Origin of the sequence: Robinsoniella sp. KNHs210, assembly GCF_000686105.1 — a bacterium.
GTDB classification, from domain to species: Bacteria; Bacillota; Clostridia; order Lachnospirales; family Lachnospiraceae; genus Robinsoniella; species Robinsoniella peoriensis.
In genome coordinates this window covers 2,922,722-2,941,392 of sequence record NZ_JMLZ01000002.1, presented here as the reverse complement: position 1 = coordinate 2,941,392, position 18,671 = coordinate 2,922,722, and the positions used below count along the sequence as shown (strand labels likewise).

The following is an 18,671-nucleotide window of genomic DNA, read 5'->3' as shown; positions in this document are numbered from 1 at the left end:
TTACGTAAAAAGGGCTCTGGCATGATGTGAAATGCCAGAGCCTTTAATCGTAATTGCTCATTTCTTAGATTTTTGATTCAGGCTGTTTCTATATCTTCCTCTGCAGGAAGATATTTCTTAAAAATCCTATAAAAAAACCAGGAACAAATCAGTGCTAAAAGAGCAAATCCAAAGAAAAACCAACAGAACAAGTATAATGGAGCCAGTTTCAAATCCGTAAATGTCAGGCTTAATGGAATCACCCATAGCAGGGCCATAACTAATGTGGAAGGAATGTGCATGTAAGTGAATAAAAATGCATTCTTCAGCAGGTTTTTTGTGGTGTTTGCAAATGCTCCGATAACCGGGAAAATGTAAAGCAGTTCAAATACGACAATTGCTGATATACCGTAGGAAAGATATTTGAGGATGTTTCCATAGGAGGATTGCTGTGTAACTAAAAACTGTATATTAAAAATCAGCATTACGGCAATTACGACAAATACCAGCCAAACAATAGTCGATTGCTTAAAGTTTTCTTTAAAAGACTTTATAAAATCTTTTCGAGCCACGGTTTCATCTCCTTTTATAATCTTCATACAGGAGTAGTAGAGTGCGGCAGCCGATGCTCCAATGGTGAACAGCGGTATGGAGCAGAGAATAAATAAGATATTCAAAGTAATAATATCACCTACTTTACCGAAAAATCTGTTTAAAAAATTGTCAGGGTTTAAGAATCCCATAAATGGTCCCACCTTTCTGGTATCTCATACAGAATAACTGTATTTTTAATAAGAAATATAGTATAGCAGATGTTACAAATCATTGTCAAAAATTATAAGTACAATTTGGTAAAATAGCAATGGTATATTGTAAACAATCTATGTTAATTTGAAGAAAGATATATTCTTACACATTCTATAATATGTCCCGTTTATAATCAGAAATTGAAATTATGGCAGGTAATATGAGGAAAAACAGTATGATAAAGTATTTTATTTTGGAATCTGGCTAGAATAGTGATCAAGACGTGTGCCGTTTCTGTCAAAATATATTGTTCGATTGTGTAAAATGAAGAAGAATTTCAATAAAAATGCTATGGAAAAATGTCGGATATACATGGAATACAATAAAAAACATGGAAAAATGTGATATATACATGGTGCTAAAATATAAAAATGCACAAAAAAATATATGAAAGATAGCAATAATGTGCAAAAAACAAATGCACATTTTTGAAAATTTTAAAGGGAAACCCTTTGAGTGGTCAAAATGCACATAAAAAATAAGTTTATTTATGGATAAATAACATTTTGACATAAAAACACTACGATTAACCATTTAACATTTTACCATATTTGTTATAATAAGGACAAGTTAGAAAACACCGAATGAAAAATGGTGAGAAATTTGGAACTATAGACAATATTTATTTTTATAGGAGGAAATAAGTATGAAATTGAAAAAGGTAGTAACTTTAACTATGGCAGCAGCAATGGCTTTATCCCTTACCGCATGCGGCGGTGGTTCCGGAAGTACGGAAGGAACAAAAGCACCGGAGACACAGGCTGCGGGTGAAACTCAGGCAGCAGGTGACAGTGAAGCAGCATCAGAGAATACTGCTTCCGGAGATACATTATCCGTTATGATCTGGGATGCAAACCAGGAACCGGGTATCAATGAGATTCTTGGCGACTTCACAACAAAGACCGGAATTAAGACAAACCTTCAGGTAGTAACCTGGGACGAGTATTGGACACTGTTAGAAGCAGGTGCCCAGGGCGGAACATTACCGGATGTATTCTGGATGCACTCTAACGAAAGTTCCAGATATATGTCCAACGACATGTTATTAGATTTAACAGATAAGATTTCAGGCAGTGATGTGATCGACCCGGCGAACTATCCGGAAGATATCTGGGGCCTGTATACTTATGACGATAAGTATTATGCAGTGCCAAAGGACGTGGATACCGTAGCATTGGTATATAATAAGAAAATGTTTGATGACGCAGGAGTTGCTTATCCGGATGACAGCTGGACCTGGGATACTTTTGTGGAAACTGCTAAAAAACTCACGAAAGAGGATGGCAGCCAGTATGGTACCGCGATTCGTAATTCCAATAACCAGGATGGTTATTACAATATGATTTATGATATGGGCGGTAAAGTTATCAGCGATGACAAGAAAACTTCCGGCTATGACGATCCAAATACAATCAAAGGTATGCAGATTATCGAACAGATGATTAAAGATGGTTCTATGCCAAGCCAGGAGACAATGTCTGAGACAAATCCGGAAGCATTATTTACTTCAGGTAAAGTTGCAATGATTCCGCAGGGTTCCTGGATGGTAGCGTACTACCGTGACAATGAATATTCAAAAGCTAATGCAAGTTTTGCCGTTATTCCAAGTGCTGCAGACGGAACAAGAAAAACGATCTATAACGGTCTTGGATGGGCAGCTTCAGCAAATGGTTCCCATACAGATGAAGCATGGCAGTTAATCGAATATTTAGGTTCCAAAGAAGCGCAGGAAAAACAGGCTCAGTTAGGTGTAACCATGTCTGCTTATAACGGAACCTCTGATGCATGGGCACAGTCTGTACCGGAATTCAATCTCCAGTCTTTCCTGGATGTTATGAAACCGGAAAACATGGTTATCAGACCATATTCTACAAAGACAGTTACCTGGGAAAATAAAGTAAATGAAGTATTAAAGAGTGCATGGACCAGTGAAAAGAGCATGGAAGATGCTTGTAAAGAAGCAGCATCAGAAATGAATGCAATTCTTGCCGAAGAGTAATTGTTTTTACAAATAATGATATAGCTGAGAGCGTGGTGCTGGCGTAGTGGTAGAGCTGACGCCGGCACGTTTTCTCAGGATGAAATGCAATACATAGAAAGAGGAGTGAGAATATGGCAAAACCAGGAGCTAAAGGAACCGCACGTGCCCGCAATGAGTTTTTATGGGGCTGGGCATTTATATTACCAACAATGATAGGTTTGATTGTTTTGAATATTATCCCGATCATTCAGACAATTTATCAGAGTTTTTTCAAGACGGGTGATTTTGGTAAAGGTAATATTTTCGTTGGTGCAGCCAATTATACAAAACTGTTTGCAGACGGACAGGTATGGCAGGCACTGTTAAATACCTTTAAATATGCAATTGTAGAAGTACCTTTTTCAATTGCAATTGCCCTTATATTGGCTGTTTTGCTAAATCGCAAGATGAAAGGGCGCAGTGTATACAGAACGATTTTCTTCCTGCCGATGGTTGCGGCTCCGGCAGCGATTGCCATGGTATGGAGATGGTTATATAACTCTGATTTTGGTTTGATCAATAATCTGCTTCATACAAAAACAAACTGGATTTCCAATCCTAAAATTGCAGTATTTGCAATAGCGGTTATCGGGGTATGGTCTATAATCGGATATAATATGGTATTATTCTTATCCGGTTTGCAGGAAGTACCTCATGATTATTACGAAGCTGCAGAAATTGACGGGGCAACCGGAATCAAGCAGTTTTTCCACATTACCATTCCACTGATCTCTCCAACCATTTTCTTTGTACTGGTAACAAGAGTAATCGGCGCATTACAGGTTTTTGACCTGATCTTCATGGTTATGGATAAATCAAATCCTGCACTGGAAAAGACACAGTCACTGGTATATCTGTTCTACCGCTATTCATTTACGGAGAAAAATCTCGGTTATGGTTCTACAATTGTTGTGCTGCTCCTGGTGGTAATCATGATTATTACCGTATTCCAGATGATTGCGCAGAAAAAATGGGTTCATTATAATTAGAAGGAGGGAAAGTGATGGAAACAAAGAAAAAAGCTGTTTCAGTATTGATTCACGTAATATTGATTTTAATTTCTATTACCATGCTTGTGCCTTTCCTTTGGATGATAATAACGGCATTTAAATCGGTAACAGAGGCAACACAGGTAGACCCGTTTGTAATTTTTCCAAAGGTGTGGAGAACAGACGCTTTTAAAGCAGTGTGGAATAATATGAATTTCCTGCTGCTTTATAAGAACACCTTATTATTGATTGTTGGAAGAGTCTTATGTGCAGTAATTACGGCAACCATGGCAGGTTATGCCTTTGGACGACTGAATTTTAAAGGTAAAAACCTGATGTTTTCATTAGTGTTATTCCAAATGATGATTCCGGCGCAGATTTTTATCATTCCTCAGTACTTAATGATCAGCAAAATGGGTATGATGAATACGATTTTTGCACTGGTTTTCCCGGGTCTTGTAACAGCGTTTGGAACATTCCTGTTAAGACAGGGATACATGGGTCTGCCAAATGACCTGGAAGAGGCAGCCAGACTGGATGGTTGTAATATAGGACAGACATTCCTGTTTATTATGGCTCCGCTGACAAGGTCAGCGATGGTTGCACTGGGTATCTTCACAGCAGTATTTGCATTTAAAGACCTGATGTGGCCAATGATTGTAAATACAGACAAGAACATGCTTACCCTGTCTGCAGCGCTGGCGAAAATGCAGGGGCAGTATGTAACGAAATTCCCGGAACTGATGGCAGCGTCTCTGATTGCCTGTCTGCCGATGATCGTTATTTATGTAATATTTCAGAAACAGTTCATCGAAGGTATTGCAACCTCCGGTGGTAAATTATAATAGAGAATTACAAAAGGGGACGCATAAAAACGCCCCCTTTTACAATCTGAAGTTTATCCCGGTTTACAATGATCGTACATTTACGTAATCATTTTTTTTCTCCAGCGTTACAAGATGTTCCGGAATTTCCCGAAAAGCTTTTGGGCTGACGCTGTATTTTTGTTTAAATATTTTGGAAAAAGCCAATGGGTCGTCATAGCCTACCTGGATCGCAATCGTACTGATGGGTAAAGTGGTTTTTTGTAGGAGAGAAGCCGCTTTATTCATGCGAAGGCTGACCAGGAATTCCTGTGGTGAGACACCCATTGCTTTTTTAAAACTATTGGTAAGATAGCTTCGGTTAATTCCGATATAATTAGCCAGGTCGTTTATTTTTATCTTTTTTGAGTAGTTATGGGACATGAAATTAATAGCATGTTTTACGTAGACAGCTCCCGAGTAATCGTAGTTAATATGTTCCTGATCCCGAAGGGAATAGTCTTCGATTATAATAGCCATAAACTGCATCAATAAACTGCCCCGCTTTAGTTCATTTGCGTAAGTAAGCTGACGTGCATCCAGCATTTTTGAAATACAGGTAATCAGCTTGTCCGTACAATTTAGTGAGATAGTTGGTTCTTCTTTTGAAAAACCGGCATTTGCAATGCATTCATAGGATTTTAAACCGTTAAATCCTATCCAAATATAAGACCAGGGATCTTCTTTATCAGCCTCGTAATAGCATTCTACACCAGGTATAATTAAAAAAGCCTGATCCTTTACCAGAGGATATATTTCTTTGCCCACTTGAAAAAAGCCTTTGCCCTTGGTAATGACATGTATCACATATTCCGTACGCTTCTGCGGTCCAAAGCCAAATCCGGCTTCACAGTTCTCAATCCCACAATAGCTCAGGTACAAATCAACATAGTCACGCTGCAGGTCTTCCAGACACTTGTAGTTGGCAGAGTCGGTATAACCAACCTGTAATTCCATGTAATCCCCTCCTCTATTTAACTGTATGTTTATTATAATATAGCGGGGGAATTGCGTCAACTTAAAGAAAAGGACGATTAGCTGCGATCCCGCAAAGTCAGAGGGATGGAGAGTGGGGGATTGCAAGGATTCTGTCGGCTGGCAGCAGAATAGTTATTGACAGCAAAGCATTAGTTTGCTATTATCTAAATAAGATAATGGTTCAGTGCAAAAATTTATCTATTTTTTGATTATGTATTTATATTTATTATTAAGTTCTTAGTTTTAATTTCTTATTAAATTCCACGCTTATTTTCAAAGCGAAATTCAATTATAGTATGTAAATAGGAAAACCATTATCTTATAGTTTGGAGCAATTTCTGCTATGCTCTGTTTTTGAAATAGGTAGATTTCTGCATTGGAGTATAGAAAGTGAGGTTATATGCAGGAAGTGAAGCAAAAGCAGACCGGTGCTAATCAGATTGAAGATTCAGTAATGAAAACAATGGTACGTTTTTTTGCAGATGAGCTGCTCCCTTATTTGGGGATTAAAGGAAAGGTGAAGATGATTGCACCAACAGAGGAAATACATATGGAGATAAAAAGGCTGTATGAAGATATGAATCTGATTATGGATGACGGAACCTGGAAACATTTTGAGTTTCAGTCAACTAATGGAGGAATTACGGATTTAAAAAGGTTTCGGGTTTATGAGGCATTAACCAGCCAGGAGAATAAAGTGCCGGTTGTGACTTACGTTTTGTTTTCCGGAAAGATTAAGAATCCACAATATCAATTTACGGAAGGCATTAATACCTATCGGGTAATCCCTATTATTATGCAGAATAAGAATGCAGACCGGATCATAAAAAAACTCTTGAAAAAGCAGAAATGTGGAAAGCCTATAGAAAGGCAGGAACTGGTTGCCTTGGCGCTGACTCCATTGATGCAGGGAAAAATACCAATGAAGGACCGGATTAAAAATGCGCTCCAGATTGTCAGTAAAGAGATTTGTTTAAGAGCAGAAGAGTCCCAAAAGATACAAGCGGTTATTTATGCATTGGCAGAGAAATTTTTGAAAAATGAAGAGATGGATGAAATTAAGGGGGTAATGAATATGACAAGATTAGGGCAAATGTTAGTAGATGATGGGATTTCCCAGGGAATAGAGCTTGGGCTATCCCAGGGGAAGGCGGAAGCGATCGTGGAATTTTTGGATATAAAAGGAACTGTTTCAGACGATCTGCGGCAGAGGATTATATCGGAGAAGGATGTGGAAAGATTATCCGGGTGGATTAAAATAGCAGCAGTAACTCATACTATTGATGAGTTTCAGAAACAAATGTAGATATATTTTATTTCATGCTGTAGTCGTATCTGTCATTATGATGAATAAAGTCAGTAAAAAGTATTGAAATAAGCAGGGGACCTCTTGAAGTATGCATTCAAGGTGTCCCCTGCCGAAGAAAGGGGGGGAATTTATTTCAACAATCTGCATGCCCCCGATTTTTAATTATTACTGGAAATCTTTCATATAATCTCCATGAGCTTCGATTAATTCATCACACATCTTTTTGATGTCAGTAATATTAAGTTCAGCACCGGTATGTGGATCCATCATGGCTGCCTGATAAATGTGGCTACGGTCTTTTGTAACGGCTGCTTCGATGGTCAGAAGCTGAGGATTAATATTGGTCATATTCATAGCGGCTAACTGAACCGGCAGGCGTCCGACATGGCAAGGTGTTACTCCACTTCCGTCTACCAGACATGGGACCTCTACGCAGGCATCTGCAGGAAGATTATCGATTAAGCCAGTATTTAATACGTTACCGCCTATTTTATATGGTTTGTTCGTAACTACAGCTTCCATGATGTAAGAAGCGTATTCCAGAGAACGTTCGTGGGTGATCTTGCCATCCTTTAAAATAGAAGCCTTTTCACTTTCCCATTCAGCGATCTGTTTGATACATCTTCTTGGATATTCATCTAAAGGAATATTGTATTCTTCAATCATTTCCGGATATTTGGATTTGATGAAGAAAGAGTTGTACTCGGAGTTGTGCTCGCTGGACTCTGTACAGTAATATCCTAAAGTTTTAATATATTCATAACGAACCATGTCATTATGCTTTTCTTCCGCATTTTTCTTAGCAGCCCGTTCACGAATTTCCGGATATAAATCATTTCCGTCTTTATCACGGAGCTCCAGAAGCCATCCCATATGGTTGATACCAGCGATGAGTTCACGTCTGTCATCCAGTTTATCTTCCATGCCAAGTGCTTTCATAAGATCCTCTGAGCATTTTTGAACGCTGTGGCAGAGTCCTACGGTTTTGATTTTTGTATAACGCTGCATATATCCTGTTAACATCGCCATAGGATTGGTGTAATTCATGAAAAGTGTATCAGGGCATACTTCTTCCATGTCTCTGGCGAAATCAGCCATAACCGGAATGGTACGCAGAGCTCTCATAATACCTCCGATTCCCAGTGTATCCGCAATAGTCTGTCTTAAACCATATTTTTTAGGGATTTCAAAATCAGTTATAGTACATGGATCATATCCGCCAACCTGTATTGCATTAACAACAAAATTAGCATTACGAAGGGCGTCTTTTCGATTTTCCACTCCTAAATAAGTTTTAATAGTAGCTCGTCCTTCATTTACGTTTTTGTTGATTGCCTGTAAAATAATCTCAGAATCTTCAAGGCGCTGTCTGTCGATGTCATAGAGTGCGATTTCACTTTCGCATAAAGCAGGGGTGCACATACAGTCACCCAGTACATTTCTTGCAAATATAGTGCTTCCGGCACCCATAAATGTTATTTTAATCATATAGGACCTCCTGGTTTTATGTGGATAATATTTGTTATCTGTTGTAATTTATTATATAATAAATCATATGGGCAGACTATCCAAATTGTTTCGTAAAAATTGTTGATTTGTTGAAAAGTAATAGGAAGGAGATGCTATGGAAAGCAGGTATTCAAAATCCTTGTCGGTATTTTATGCGGGGAGGGAGAAATGTGAATCCGGTCATTTTTTTGGACCGGCATTACGCCCACATTATCTGATGCATGTGGTAGTGAAGGGAAAAGGGACCTATGAAACAGGAGGTCAGAAAATGCATCTAAAGATGGGAGATGTATTTTTGATTTACCCAAACGAAATGACCCTGTACAGGGCGGACGATCAGGAACCATGGGAATATGCCTGGGTTGCTTTTGACGGTTATGAGGCAAAGAGAATCTTAAAAAGAACGGGATTTCAGGGGCATAAACTGACATTTCAGCCGGAGCAGACAGATTTATTTATAGAAAGAATGCAAAGATTAGCTCAGATATTTTTGGAGCATGAAGAAGATGAGTTTGAACTTACCGGAATGTTTTATCAGGTAATGGCACTTATGGTACGGGAGTCGGATGAGCCAAAGGAAAGCTATGAGCAGCAATATTTCCAGAAAGCAGTGGATTATATCTGTCATAACTATGGCTATCCCATTAAAATCAGCGATATAGCAAAGTACGTGGGGATTGACCGGACATATCTGTATAAGATCTTTATGGATGTAGAGCAGTGTGCGCCAAAGCAGTTTTTAATTCAATTTCGGTTGAAGACAGCGATGAATATGCTGGAAACGATGAAGTACAGTATTACAGAGACTGCGTATTCCTGTGGGTTTAAGGACGCAGCCTCATTCTGCAATCATTTTAAGAAGTTTACAGAGATGACGCCAAAGCAGTATCAGCGTTATCAGAAAAATGTCAAGTAAAAAAAGCAATATAGTGATAGAAGCAGCACAGTAAAAGAAGCAGCACAGTAAAAGAAGCAGAACAGTAAAAGAAACAGAACAGTAAAAGAAACAGTATAGTAAAAGAAGCAGTACAGTAAAAGAAGCAGAACAGTAAAACAAACAGTATAGCAAAAAGTACAGTAGCAGCGAGGTAAGGTAAGTATGTCAATTGGACAGCAGCCTACAATTTACGCTGCATCATATCTGGTTTTACTGCATATTCTAAGGCGGTTTTGGATGTAATCAGCCCCTTTTTGCAAAGGCTGACCAGACTGGCATCCATGGAGAACATTGTATCCGAGGAAGAAGAATATAATGTTCCGTCAATCTGGGGGATTTTATTCTCTCGGATCATATTCCGGATTGCCGGAGTTAATGTTAAAACTTCAAAAGCAGGGATAAGTTTCCCGCTAACGGAGGGAACCAGCTGCTGGGATACTACTGCCTGTAACGCCATGGATAATTGAACGGTAATCTGGGTCTGCTGGCTTGGAGGGAAAACATCAATAATTCTTCCCACTGTATTCACAGCGCCTATAGTATGGAGGGTGGAAAATACCAGATGACCTGTTTCAGCTGCGGTCATGGCAACCTGTATTGTTTCAAAGTCACGCATTTCGCCCAGCAGAATAACATCGGGGCTTTGGCGAAGGGCGGCACGCAGGGCTACCAGATAACTTTCGGTATCTGTGTTAATCTCCCGCTGGCTTACTATACTTTTTTTATGGCGGTGCAAATGCTCCAGGGGATCTTCCAGTGTAATGATATGACGTTCTTTGGAAGAGTTGATGGCATCAATCAGGCAGGCAAGAGTGGTTGATTTTCCGCTTCCCGCAGGTCCGGTAACCAGAACCAGACCCTTGTTAAAGTCTGCAAGCCGCAGTATATTATTCCCAATGCCAAATTCCTGGGGATCAGGAAGATTAAACCGCACAATTCTGATTACGGCAGACAGGGAACCACGCTGACGGTATGCATTGATTCGAAATCGGGACAGGCCGGTAATGGAAAATGAAAAATCGTCATCGCCTTTATCCAGCAAAATCTGCATAGATCTGTTTCCGGCCAGTTGATAAATTTCCGTTATAATATTTTCGGTATCATTAGGCATAAGTTTGTCTGAGTCATCATGTACCATAGTGCCATTGACTTTATAGGACAGGGGAAGCCCGGCTACAATAAAAACGTCTGATGCCAAGGCTTTTACCGCATGTTCCAATAGTTCATTTATTTCCATTAAAGTTCCTCCTAAAATTCAGATTCAAAAGATCCGTTGAATACAGGTACATTACTTTCCGGTGCCCAACTGCCATCAGATTCGCTGTTCCAGGTTATAATGCGATAGAAGCGCTCTCCCGACTGTGTTGGGAAATTAAGCTCCAGAGTTACCTTTAACATCTGATCATCCGTAATTGGTACCGCATAATGTAATTCAGGTGACGGACGATCCTGGTCAAAGGTATATGTATCCTTGTCTGAGAGTACCTTTATTATTCGGGTATAATAAGATTGTGGGTCGGAAAAAGTCTGCGATCTGTACTCGGAATATAAAATGTCATCAATTTCAGACAGTATCTGCTTGGCCTTTTGGTCCGCCTTATAATAGGCACTGGTATGCTCGGCATTCTTCTTGCTCAATTGATAATCCATGTTGGCGTTAACGATTGAAAGAACAGCAAATGTTACCAGGCATAAAAGCACAAATACAAGCAGAATGGAAGAAGTTCCGATATTTAAAAAAGTATGTTTCTTTTTCTTTTTCATCATAAACGGCCTTTCTATTACTCAAGAGTATGAGGAATATTTATTTGGGCTGCAAGAGAATACAGCAGTTTTTCCGGTTTATCAGTTTCAAATGATGAGATGGAGACGTCCTTTTTACGGGAGTCCCCGGTAACTGTAGCGATGAGAGTAAACTTACTATCTGATTCACTGCATTTTTCCCAGGCTGTATCATAATAAAAGATTATGGAATCCCCATCAGTGACACTTTCCGGAAACAAAGACTGCACTTCTGACAGGGAACCGTTACAGCTTTCCAGTACTTCGGCTGTATTTGATACCAGTCGGGAAGATGTACTCAAATTTTTTGAACTCTGGCTCAGCAAAAAAGATTTTGAAAACAGCTGAATGCAGATACCGCTTGCAACGGTAAAAAACAGTATGGCTATGATCAATTCGATTAAAAATAAACTTGATTTGGAAGGAGTGTTCTTTTTCATATTGGAATCCTTCTTTCTTATTCAATGTCTTTAATGTCACTTCTGGGGTGGATATAGAGGTCAATACCATTCCCGTCCTCTGTAGAAACGGTAAAATGATAAAGCCCTTCCCTCACTTCTTCCATTTTAAGGGAGGTAATATCTGTAATGGACTGGCCGGATTCAACAGATACGGAAGTGTCTGCTTTTGCAAATAGTTCTTTTAACTCATTTTGATCCTCATAAATATAAGTTATGTAGTCCTGCCCGTCATATTGGTCTGTAAGAGCCAGGGCATCGGTGCCTGACAGTCTGGTAATGGTAATATCACCAATACCGTCCGCCTGCCGGATTTTTTCAGAAATATAAGAGAGTGCAGTATGGGAAGAATTATTTTCTGCCATTTGCCCGGCAGTAGAACGATAAACATTAGAACCGATCAGAACCACAAGCAGCGCTGAAGCTGCAAATACGCAGAACAGTGACAGGGTAAAAACGATATCAACAAAGTGTTCCTTTGACCGGAAATTCTTCATAAGGTGGCCTCCTATTTCTTAATAATGGTAATGTCAGGCATAATATTAGAGCCAAAAGGTTCATAATGAATAATAAATTTATCATCATCATATGCGACGGCATAGTGTGCCAAAAGGTCTTCCAGGGTATCCGGATAGGAGCCTGTCAGGGCATAGTTCTGTACGGCACACCGTCTTAGGGCATCGGCAAGGGTTCTCTGCTGTTCAGCGTCGGTTGTGGCAGAGATATTGCCGATTCCATATAGGAATAAAATCATAACAAGTCCGAAGGTACAGAGTGAAACCAGGAAACCGGCTCTTATTCTTCGATGAAAAGGTAACTGGTGAAAACGGTTCATAGAAATACCTCCTAAAGCGGTCCGATACTGGACATAATGCCCATAAGCGGAAGCATAACAGAGAGCAGAATAACACCCACAATTATAGATAGTGCAACTACCAGGGAAGGTTCCAGGATAGAGATCAATCTTTCGATCCGATTGTCGACTTCTTCTTCATACTGATCAGCTACTTTCTTCATAACTTCGTCTACGTTGCCGGTTTTAAATCCCACTGCGATCATGCGGGCATATACCCCCTGGAAAAGTTCGGAACTGGTTACTGCATGTGAAAAGCTTTCGCCTTCTTCCATGGAAGTCTGACACTTTTTAATCTTTTCCTGTAAATCCTGGTTATCAACCAGCTTAGAGGTCATGGTAAGACTCTGCTCGATGTCCAGACCGCTGCTCAGTGTAAGAAACATTCCGCTGGCAAATCGACCCTGGGCTATCTTATGCTGAAGAGTTTTGGAAAAACGTATCTTAGAACCATTGAAAAATAAGAAAGCCGTAAAAGCTGCGAAAACGATAATTACGGGCACTGCATAATGGCTGAGCATGTTTCCAAGGTTCAGCAGGCTTTTGGAAAATCCCGTCAGCTGGCTGCCCAGCTCAATGTAAACCTGATTAAAGACAGGCAGTACTTTCACAATGAGGATCACTACTATAAATAACAGAAGCCCGATCATAATGCAGGGATATGTAATAGCACCTTTAATTCCTTTAGCGATATTCTCCTCCCGCTCATAATATTGGGCTAAAGAGGACATGACATCGTCAAGCCGGCCTGATTGTTCGCCGATTTCAACCATATCTGTAAAATATTTAGGAAATACTCCGCAGTCTGATACCGCAGCATGGAAGTTCCCTGTTTCTTCTAGCGTGTGATAAATAGATTCCAAAACAATCTTTCCATCCGGACTGACGTTATCTTCCAGCATGATAGAGATGCCTTCAATAGAAGAAATACCCGACTGGAGAATCATTGCCATTTGATTACAGAAAAAGGATATTTCAGTATTGGATAATGGTTTGTTGGCTTGTTTTGCCATAAGAACTCCTTTCAAAACGCAAATTTAAATATCTATTAATAGGTATGTTTAGTGGTATAGTTCTTTGCGTCTCCAATGTATTTTTGGATTTTTTTGCTGTTTTTCCCACTGGCTGCGAAGGTTGGATCCATGAGTGACCAGCTTTTGCCGTCGAATTGAATAATGTCATCAATCCAGCCCTCCTCCTTTGTATAGACACTGATCCAGGCATGGACAACTTCCCCGGAATATCCGGTTTCAATTTTGGTGGGAATGCCCTGGGAACGCAGCATACTTCCCATAAGAGAAGCGTAGTCAAAGCAGATTCCTTTTTTGGTTGTCAGAGTATCATCCACATTGGGAATGTAATCAAACTGTACGCTTTCTGCCTTATCCGTATCATAAGTAATGTTATCGATGGTAAAATTGTATACAGAGGTAATGGCATCCAGATCTGTTGAAGCTCCCTTTACGAGTTCAGCTGCCTTTTTTACGGACTGGGAATCAGCTGTAAAATTGACATATTGGTTCGGATACAGAAAGGGACCGAATTCATTTGTTAATGTTACATCTGCGGATAAAGAGCTTACGATAGCGTATTTATCATTGGCCAGCTGTTCACAAACCATAATTTCATAGTTCCCGTTTCCCTGGGACAGGGGGAAAACCTCATAGTTTCCGGTATTTTTTATATTATAGTCATTAGTAGAATTATCGGAAGCTTTCACCCGCAGCTTCACTTTGGATGCATTGCCCAGGTACTTTACCATAAAATAGCCTTCTGACAGGCTGGATGTATCAATGGAAGCGTACGCATCAGTCTGTACCGTTGTTCCGGCAGCTTTTGGAGTCAGAACCTTTGGTGTATTCGGGCGGGAACCCGTGGAACTGATACCAGACCCGGAGGAACCCTTGGAGACAACGTGCTCCCGATCGTCTGAATTGCCGCAGGCTGATAAAAAGATACTGAATAAAAGCAGTATCATCAGAAAGGCATATTTATGAAGTTTGCAGGGATACATAGAAATACCTCCCTCTCAGTTTGCTGTAATAATGCTTATTATAGCAATGCTCAGATGTAAATACAATATATTTTATGAAAATGATTCCGTGTGACTAAAGTGTGACAAAAATCCATTATAATCTAATTATAAAGTGCATCAGTATCATTAAATGCAAGTACTGCATTGCATAAATAACTGTGGATAGCGGGTGCTGTATCACAGCTATTTATGCAACGCAGTACCAGTATATACAAGGAAGGAAAATAGCTATGAAAAAGAAAAATTTCATGATAATCGGCGCGGCGGCTGTGCTTTTAGCGGCGACTTTGATAAGCGGGACAATGGCATCCTTTCAGGCAGAAACAACTTCTAAAAATAAAATCAGTGCCGGAAATATTGGAATACAGCTTATGGAAGAAACGGCAAATGGCGGAAAAGAAATAAAGGAAGGCGATATCAAGAATATTACAGGAATGCCTGGAGATAAAATTCCGGAGGCCATTTATGTAGATAATATTAAAGATAACCCTTTGTACTTAAGAGTAACACTGCATAAGAGCTGGGAAGACCGCAGCGGTGAGAAAAATCCGGAAGCTGACGCAAATTACATTTCAATTATAACGAATCAAAAGGATGACTGGATTATTCAGGCTGACGATGAAAATGGTGAAGAAATGTACTTTTACTACCGCAAACCCCTGAATGAAAAAGAGTCTACATCGAAGATAATGGATTTTATCCAAATTGCCAACATCCCAAGCAAAGAACAAAATTTATATACCGGACTTTCCATCGCTTTTGATGTGGAGGCGGATGCGATCCAGGTAATCGGGGCAGCAGATGCCATGCTGTCAGAATGGGGATTAGAAGTTAAAATTGATGAAAACGGAGTTCTGCAGGAAGTAGAGGAAGAATAGAAGCGAATATTAACAGGAGGTAAGTGTTGAAAGAAAAATTTAAAGCAGAAAGGATGCCACATCATGATTCTTTCAACATGTTTTATAGTGGCAGTATTGCAGGCGGTTCTGCAATATGCGGTGGGTGAAAATATGAAAAAGAAAATATTTAGTTTTTTCATTATACTGACATTGCTTTTACAAATGAATATGGTGGTATTCGCTGACAGTGATACAAATGTTACTTTTGATGGTGATGCCAAAGAATTTGTATTTTTAAACGGAAGCAATGATCTGTTTGATAATTTTAAAAATATGATGCCCGGGGAGACGAGAACTCAGAAAATTACGCTGACAAATGATGACTATGAACAGATGAAATTTTACATGAGTGCTCAGGTGCTTCGTGAAATGGGAGCAGGCGGGGTGGTATTTGAAATTACCCTGAAAAAAGACGGGGAACAGTTCTATAAAGGAAAAATCGGCGGGCTGGAAAGCTTTGGGGAAGGTTATATGGGTGAGAATTTCCTGTTAGAAAGCCTTGGAAAAGGGGAATCAACGGATATAGATATGGAAGTCTATGTGGATGGGGACTCCATGGATAACAGCTACCAGGAAACAGAGGGTGTCATCCAATTTACGTTCCGTGTGGCACATGATGATTCTGCCGACCAGACAGAGCCGACCACAAATAAAAATCCGGGTAATTCAAATAATAATAACAATAATAACAGCAGCAATGGGAATTCCAATGGCGGCAGCGGTACAAATCAAACAACAAATAAAGTAAAAACTGGCGATGATACGCCGATTTTTCTGCTTGCAGGGACGATGGGTGCCTGTGTATGCGTAATGATATTTATAGCTGCAGGCAGACGGAAAAAGAATCAGAAAGGAGAGGAGTCATAAATGAAAAAAATAAGTATGTTGATAATGTGCTTTCTTATGATATTTTTGGCAGTGCCGGTACTTTCTGCAGAAGCAGCAAAAAACTATGAGGTTGTTTTTCGAGGGGGTTCTCACGGAACCTTAAGTGAGGGTGATGGAAAGAAAGTCGTTTATAATATCCCATATGGTGAGGGATTCCCAAATAGTCCCTATGCCATCCCGGAAACAGGATATGTCTTTAAAGAATGGAGCGAGGAACCCCAGGAAGCCGGAACACCGGTAACCGGGAAAAAAATCTATGTCGCTAAATATATTCCGGTAGTAAGTGGAGTAGAATACGCAGTTAAATATGTAGACACAAATGGAAATCAGCTTGCAACCACTAAGGTTACTATGGGTGAGAATGGAAATAAAATAACAGAAACAGCATTGCTGATCAGCGGCTACACGGCAGACCAAAAGTCAAAATCTGTGGTTTTGTCAGATAAAAATTCTGAGATTCAGTTTATTTATACATCCAATCAATCCGATGTACAGCAGACGGAGCCTCAGACAAATCCACCGGCGACGGAAGCACCAAATAACAATCCGGATAATAATACACCTGCTGCGCCAACAACTCCTGCAGCAAATAATACTCCGGCAACTACACCGCCAAATACCACACCAAATAATACCACACCAAATAATACAGTGGATAACAACGCAAATAATACTCCTAATAATGGTGAAAACAACCAACAGGCAGCACCGGATGAAAATAATCAGCCAGCTGCAAATGAGAATACGGTAGACATCCCGGATGAGCAGGTTCCGCTGGCGGATTCCCCTGAGACGGATTCTGAACAGGAAACGATCAGCATAGAAGACGAGGATGTACCGCTTTCAGCAGCTCCGGAGATCAAAAATGATTATACGGTTATATATATCATTCTTGGAATTCTGGCAGCAGCAGCGGCAGCTTTTGGAATTAAGACAGTTGTTTCCAGAAGACGTAAATAAAGGAATTAAATTATTAAGATTTATTAAAGATAGCAGTATAATGAGCCACGAAGCATTGCATCATATGAATATTAGTGCTATGATAAGATTAGAAAAATAATCGATATCCCATATCGCTGTTCTGATGATATGGGGTATTGGCATAAAATAATCAGAATGACAGGAATAATGTCTTATGGCTAATATGGAGAATAAATTGAACAAATTACAGGTGAAGATGTTTGGCGATTTTCATGTAACAGATGGAAAGAATATATTAAATGACGATAACATTCGTTCTGTCATGGTGACGAGGCTTTTGACATACTTTTTAAACAACAGAAACAGAATGATTCAGGTGCAGGAACTGGGTGATCTTCTATGGAATGAGGACGAAACGGATAATCAGGTAGGGGCATTAAAAAACCTGATGTATCGTCTTAGAAACATTATGAAGAAGTTACTGGGAAGTTCCGAATATATTCTGACAGGGCGTGGAGCTTATTACTGGAATCCGGATGTTACGGTAAAGGTGGATTGTGAAGAATTTGAAACCTGCTGTAAAAATGCCAAAAATCTGAAAGATGATATAGAAGGCCAGATTGTTCAGTACCGCCGTGCAGTAGATCTTTATGCCGGTATGTACTTACCTAAGATTTCATCGGAACACTGGGTTATTTCTTTATCAGCCTATTATCATTCAATGTTTTTATCAGCCGTGAAGAGCCTGGCGGAACTATATGAAGAAGCCGGAAATTTTGAAGAAATGGAAAATGTCTGCAGTAAAGCAATTTCTATGGATTCGCTGGATGAATATCTGTATTATCTGCTGATTAAGTCATTGATTGGACAGCACAAAGAGAAGATTGCACAGGAATATTATACAAGAGCCGTAGAGCATCTGTATGAAAATCTGGGTGTCAAACCTTCCAGTCAGCTGGAAGAAATATATCAGTCGCTGTTAAACGAAATGAACAGTCAGGAACTGGATATTAAGAGAATTCAGGAGGATCTGTGCGAAGCGGCAAAACCCCAGGGTGTATTTCTGTGTAAGTATGGGATATTCCGTGAAATATACCGGCTGCAGGCAAGGCAGGCCCAGCGATTCGGAATGGCTGTCCATGTAGCGCTGATAACCATAAACCCTCCTCAGTACATAGAAAAGGGGACAGAAACATATCTGTCAATGCTGAAACGGGCTATGGATCATGTGAAAGATGCATTTGGATGTCTCCGGGCAGGAGATGTTGCAGCCAGATACAGCGGGTCACAATATGTTGTGCTGTTACCTACGTGTACATATGAATCCGGTAAGATGGTATTGAAGAGGATCGAAGACAACTTTTATAATTCTGCTAAATGGAAGAAATTTAACTTAAGAAGCAGTTTGGAAGAAATTAGTTTTGGAGATATAAGTAACGAATAG

At 39.8% G+C, this 18,671-nt stretch carries 19 protein-coding genes; 9 read left to right on the top strand and 10 right to left on the bottom strand.

The genetic code is table 11. The features are described 5' to 3' along the window. Positions 1-77: 77 nt before the first annotated feature. Positions 78-722 (bottom strand): YesL family protein, encoded by a 645-nt coding sequence (locus tag CD03_RS0119885; protein ID WP_027295130.1) that lies wholly within the window; start codon positions 720-722, stop codon positions 78-80. A gap of 710 nt (positions 723-1,432) precedes the next feature. On the opposite strand from CD03_RS0119885, the gene CD03_RS0119880 reads away from it, so the two are divergent. From CD03_RS0119880 to CD03_RS0119870, 3 genes are all read left to right on the top strand, one after another. Beyond that, positions 1,433-2,785 (top strand): ABC transporter substrate-binding protein, encoded by a 1,353-nt coding sequence (locus tag CD03_RS0119880; RefSeq protein ID WP_027295129.1) that lies wholly within the window; start codon positions 1,433-1,435, stop codon positions 2,783-2,785. A gap of 113 nt (positions 2,786-2,898) precedes the next feature. Beyond that, positions 2,899-3,795, top strand: coding sequence for a carbohydrate ABC transporter permease (locus tag CD03_RS0119875; protein WP_027295128.1), 897 nt, complete (start codon positions 2,899-2,901; stop codon positions 3,793-3,795). A gap of 14 nt (positions 3,796-3,809) precedes the next feature. Continuing rightward, on the top strand, positions 3,810-4,640 hold the full coding sequence (locus tag CD03_RS0119870; RefSeq protein ID WP_027295127.1) for a carbohydrate ABC transporter permease: 831 nt from the start codon (positions 3,810-3,812) through the stop codon (positions 4,638-4,640). 63 nt (positions 4,641-4,703) lie between these two features. Here the strand turns inward: CD03_RS0119870 and CD03_RS0119865 are convergent, their stop codons facing one another. Beyond that, positions 4,704-5,615 (bottom strand): AraC family transcriptional regulator, encoded by a 912-nt coding sequence (locus CD03_RS0119865; protein WP_044289527.1) that lies wholly within the window; start codon positions 5,613-5,615, stop codon positions 4,704-4,706. Between the two features lie 421 nt (positions 5,616-6,036). Here CD03_RS0119865 and CD03_RS34165 point away from each other — a divergent pair, with 421 nt between their 5' ends. Beyond that, the gene (locus CD03_RS34165) at positions 6,037-6,942 is read left to right on the top strand and encodes a hypothetical protein (RefSeq protein WP_044289526.1); all 906 of its coding nucleotides are present in this window, start codon (positions 6,037-6,039) and stop codon (positions 6,940-6,942) included. 168 nt (positions 6,943-7,110) lie between these two features. On the opposite strand, the gene CD03_RS0119855 is transcribed toward CD03_RS34165, so the two are convergent. Continuing rightward, positions 7,111-8,433 carry an alpha-glucosidase/alpha-galactosidase gene (locus tag CD03_RS0119855; protein WP_027295125.1) on the bottom strand — a complete coding sequence of 441 codons (1,323 nt, stop codon included), beginning with the start codon at positions 8,431-8,433 and terminating at the stop codon, positions 7,111-7,113. A 136-nt stretch (positions 8,434-8,569) separates the two neighbouring features. Between CD03_RS0119855 and CD03_RS0119850 the strand changes: the two genes are divergently transcribed. After that, complete coding sequence (locus CD03_RS0119850) at positions 8,570-9,370, top strand: AraC family transcriptional regulator (RefSeq protein ID WP_027295124.1); 801 nt, start codon at positions 8,570-8,572, stop codon at positions 9,368-9,370. A gap of 202 nt (positions 9,371-9,572) precedes the next feature. On the opposite strand, the gene CD03_RS0119845 is transcribed toward CD03_RS0119850, so the two are convergent. From CD03_RS0119845 to CD03_RS0119815, 7 genes are read right to left on the bottom strand one after another with little or no spacing between them, the layout of a single operon-like run. After that, positions 9,573-10,628 (bottom strand): type IV pilus twitching motility protein PilT, encoded by a 1,056-nt coding sequence (locus CD03_RS0119845; RefSeq protein WP_027295123.1) that lies wholly within the window; start codon positions 10,626-10,628, stop codon positions 9,573-9,575. A gap of 11 nt (positions 10,629-10,639) precedes the next feature. Next, positions 10,640-11,158: a hypothetical protein gene (locus CD03_RS36275; protein ID WP_052377887.1), complete on the bottom strand. Its 519-nt coding sequence runs from the start codon at positions 11,156-11,158 to the stop codon at positions 10,640-10,642. 14 nt (positions 11,159-11,172) lie between these two features. Next, positions 11,173-11,613 (bottom strand): type IV pilus modification PilV family protein, encoded by a 441-nt coding sequence (locus tag CD03_RS0119835; protein ID WP_027295122.1) that lies wholly within the window; start codon positions 11,611-11,613, stop codon positions 11,173-11,175. A 17-nt stretch (positions 11,614-11,630) separates the two neighbouring features. Then, positions 11,631-12,128 carry a DUF4860 domain-containing protein gene (locus CD03_RS0119830; protein ID WP_027295121.1) on the bottom strand — a complete coding sequence of 166 codons (498 nt, stop codon included), beginning with the start codon at positions 12,126-12,128 and terminating at the stop codon, positions 11,631-11,633. Between the two features lie 11 nt (positions 12,129-12,139). Beyond that, positions 12,140-12,466: a CHASE3 domain-containing protein gene (locus CD03_RS0119825; RefSeq protein WP_027295120.1), complete on the bottom strand. Its 327-nt coding sequence runs from the start codon at positions 12,464-12,466 to the stop codon at positions 12,140-12,142. Positions 12,467-12,477: 11 nt separating this feature from the next. Further along, positions 12,478-13,497 carry a type II secretion system F family protein gene (locus tag CD03_RS0119820; protein ID WP_027295119.1) on the bottom strand — a complete coding sequence of 340 codons (1,020 nt, stop codon included), beginning with the start codon at positions 13,495-13,497 and terminating at the stop codon, positions 12,478-12,480. 35 nt (positions 13,498-13,532) lie between these two features. Further along, positions 13,533-14,498 (bottom strand): transglutaminase domain-containing protein, encoded by a 966-nt coding sequence (locus tag CD03_RS0119815; RefSeq protein WP_052377886.1) that lies wholly within the window; start codon positions 14,496-14,498, stop codon positions 13,533-13,535. Between the two features lie 251 nt (positions 14,499-14,749). Here CD03_RS0119815 and CD03_RS0119810 point away from each other — a divergent pair, with 251 nt between their 5' ends. The 4 genes from CD03_RS0119810 (at position 14,750) to CD03_RS0119795 (ending at position 18,671) form a co-directional block, all read left to right on the top strand. Further along, positions 14,750-15,397: a SipW-dependent-type signal peptide-containing protein gene (locus tag CD03_RS0119810; RefSeq protein WP_027295117.1), complete on the top strand. Its 648-nt coding sequence runs from the start codon at positions 14,750-14,752 to the stop codon at positions 15,395-15,397. A gap of 87 nt (positions 15,398-15,484) precedes the next feature. Next, complete coding sequence (locus tag CD03_RS36270) at positions 15,485-16,285, top strand: hypothetical protein (protein ID WP_156042968.1); 801 nt, start codon at positions 15,485-15,487, stop codon at positions 16,283-16,285. After that, positions 16,286-17,266 carry a MucBP domain-containing protein gene (locus tag CD03_RS0119800; RefSeq protein WP_027295116.1) on the top strand — a complete coding sequence of 327 codons (981 nt, stop codon included), beginning with the start codon at positions 16,286-16,288 and terminating at the stop codon, positions 17,264-17,266. A 184-nt stretch (positions 17,267-17,450) separates the two neighbouring features. After that, entirely contained in the window at positions 17,451-18,671 is a 1,221-nt protein-coding gene (locus CD03_RS0119795) for a BTAD domain-containing putative transcriptional regulator (protein WP_160295874.1), read from the top strand.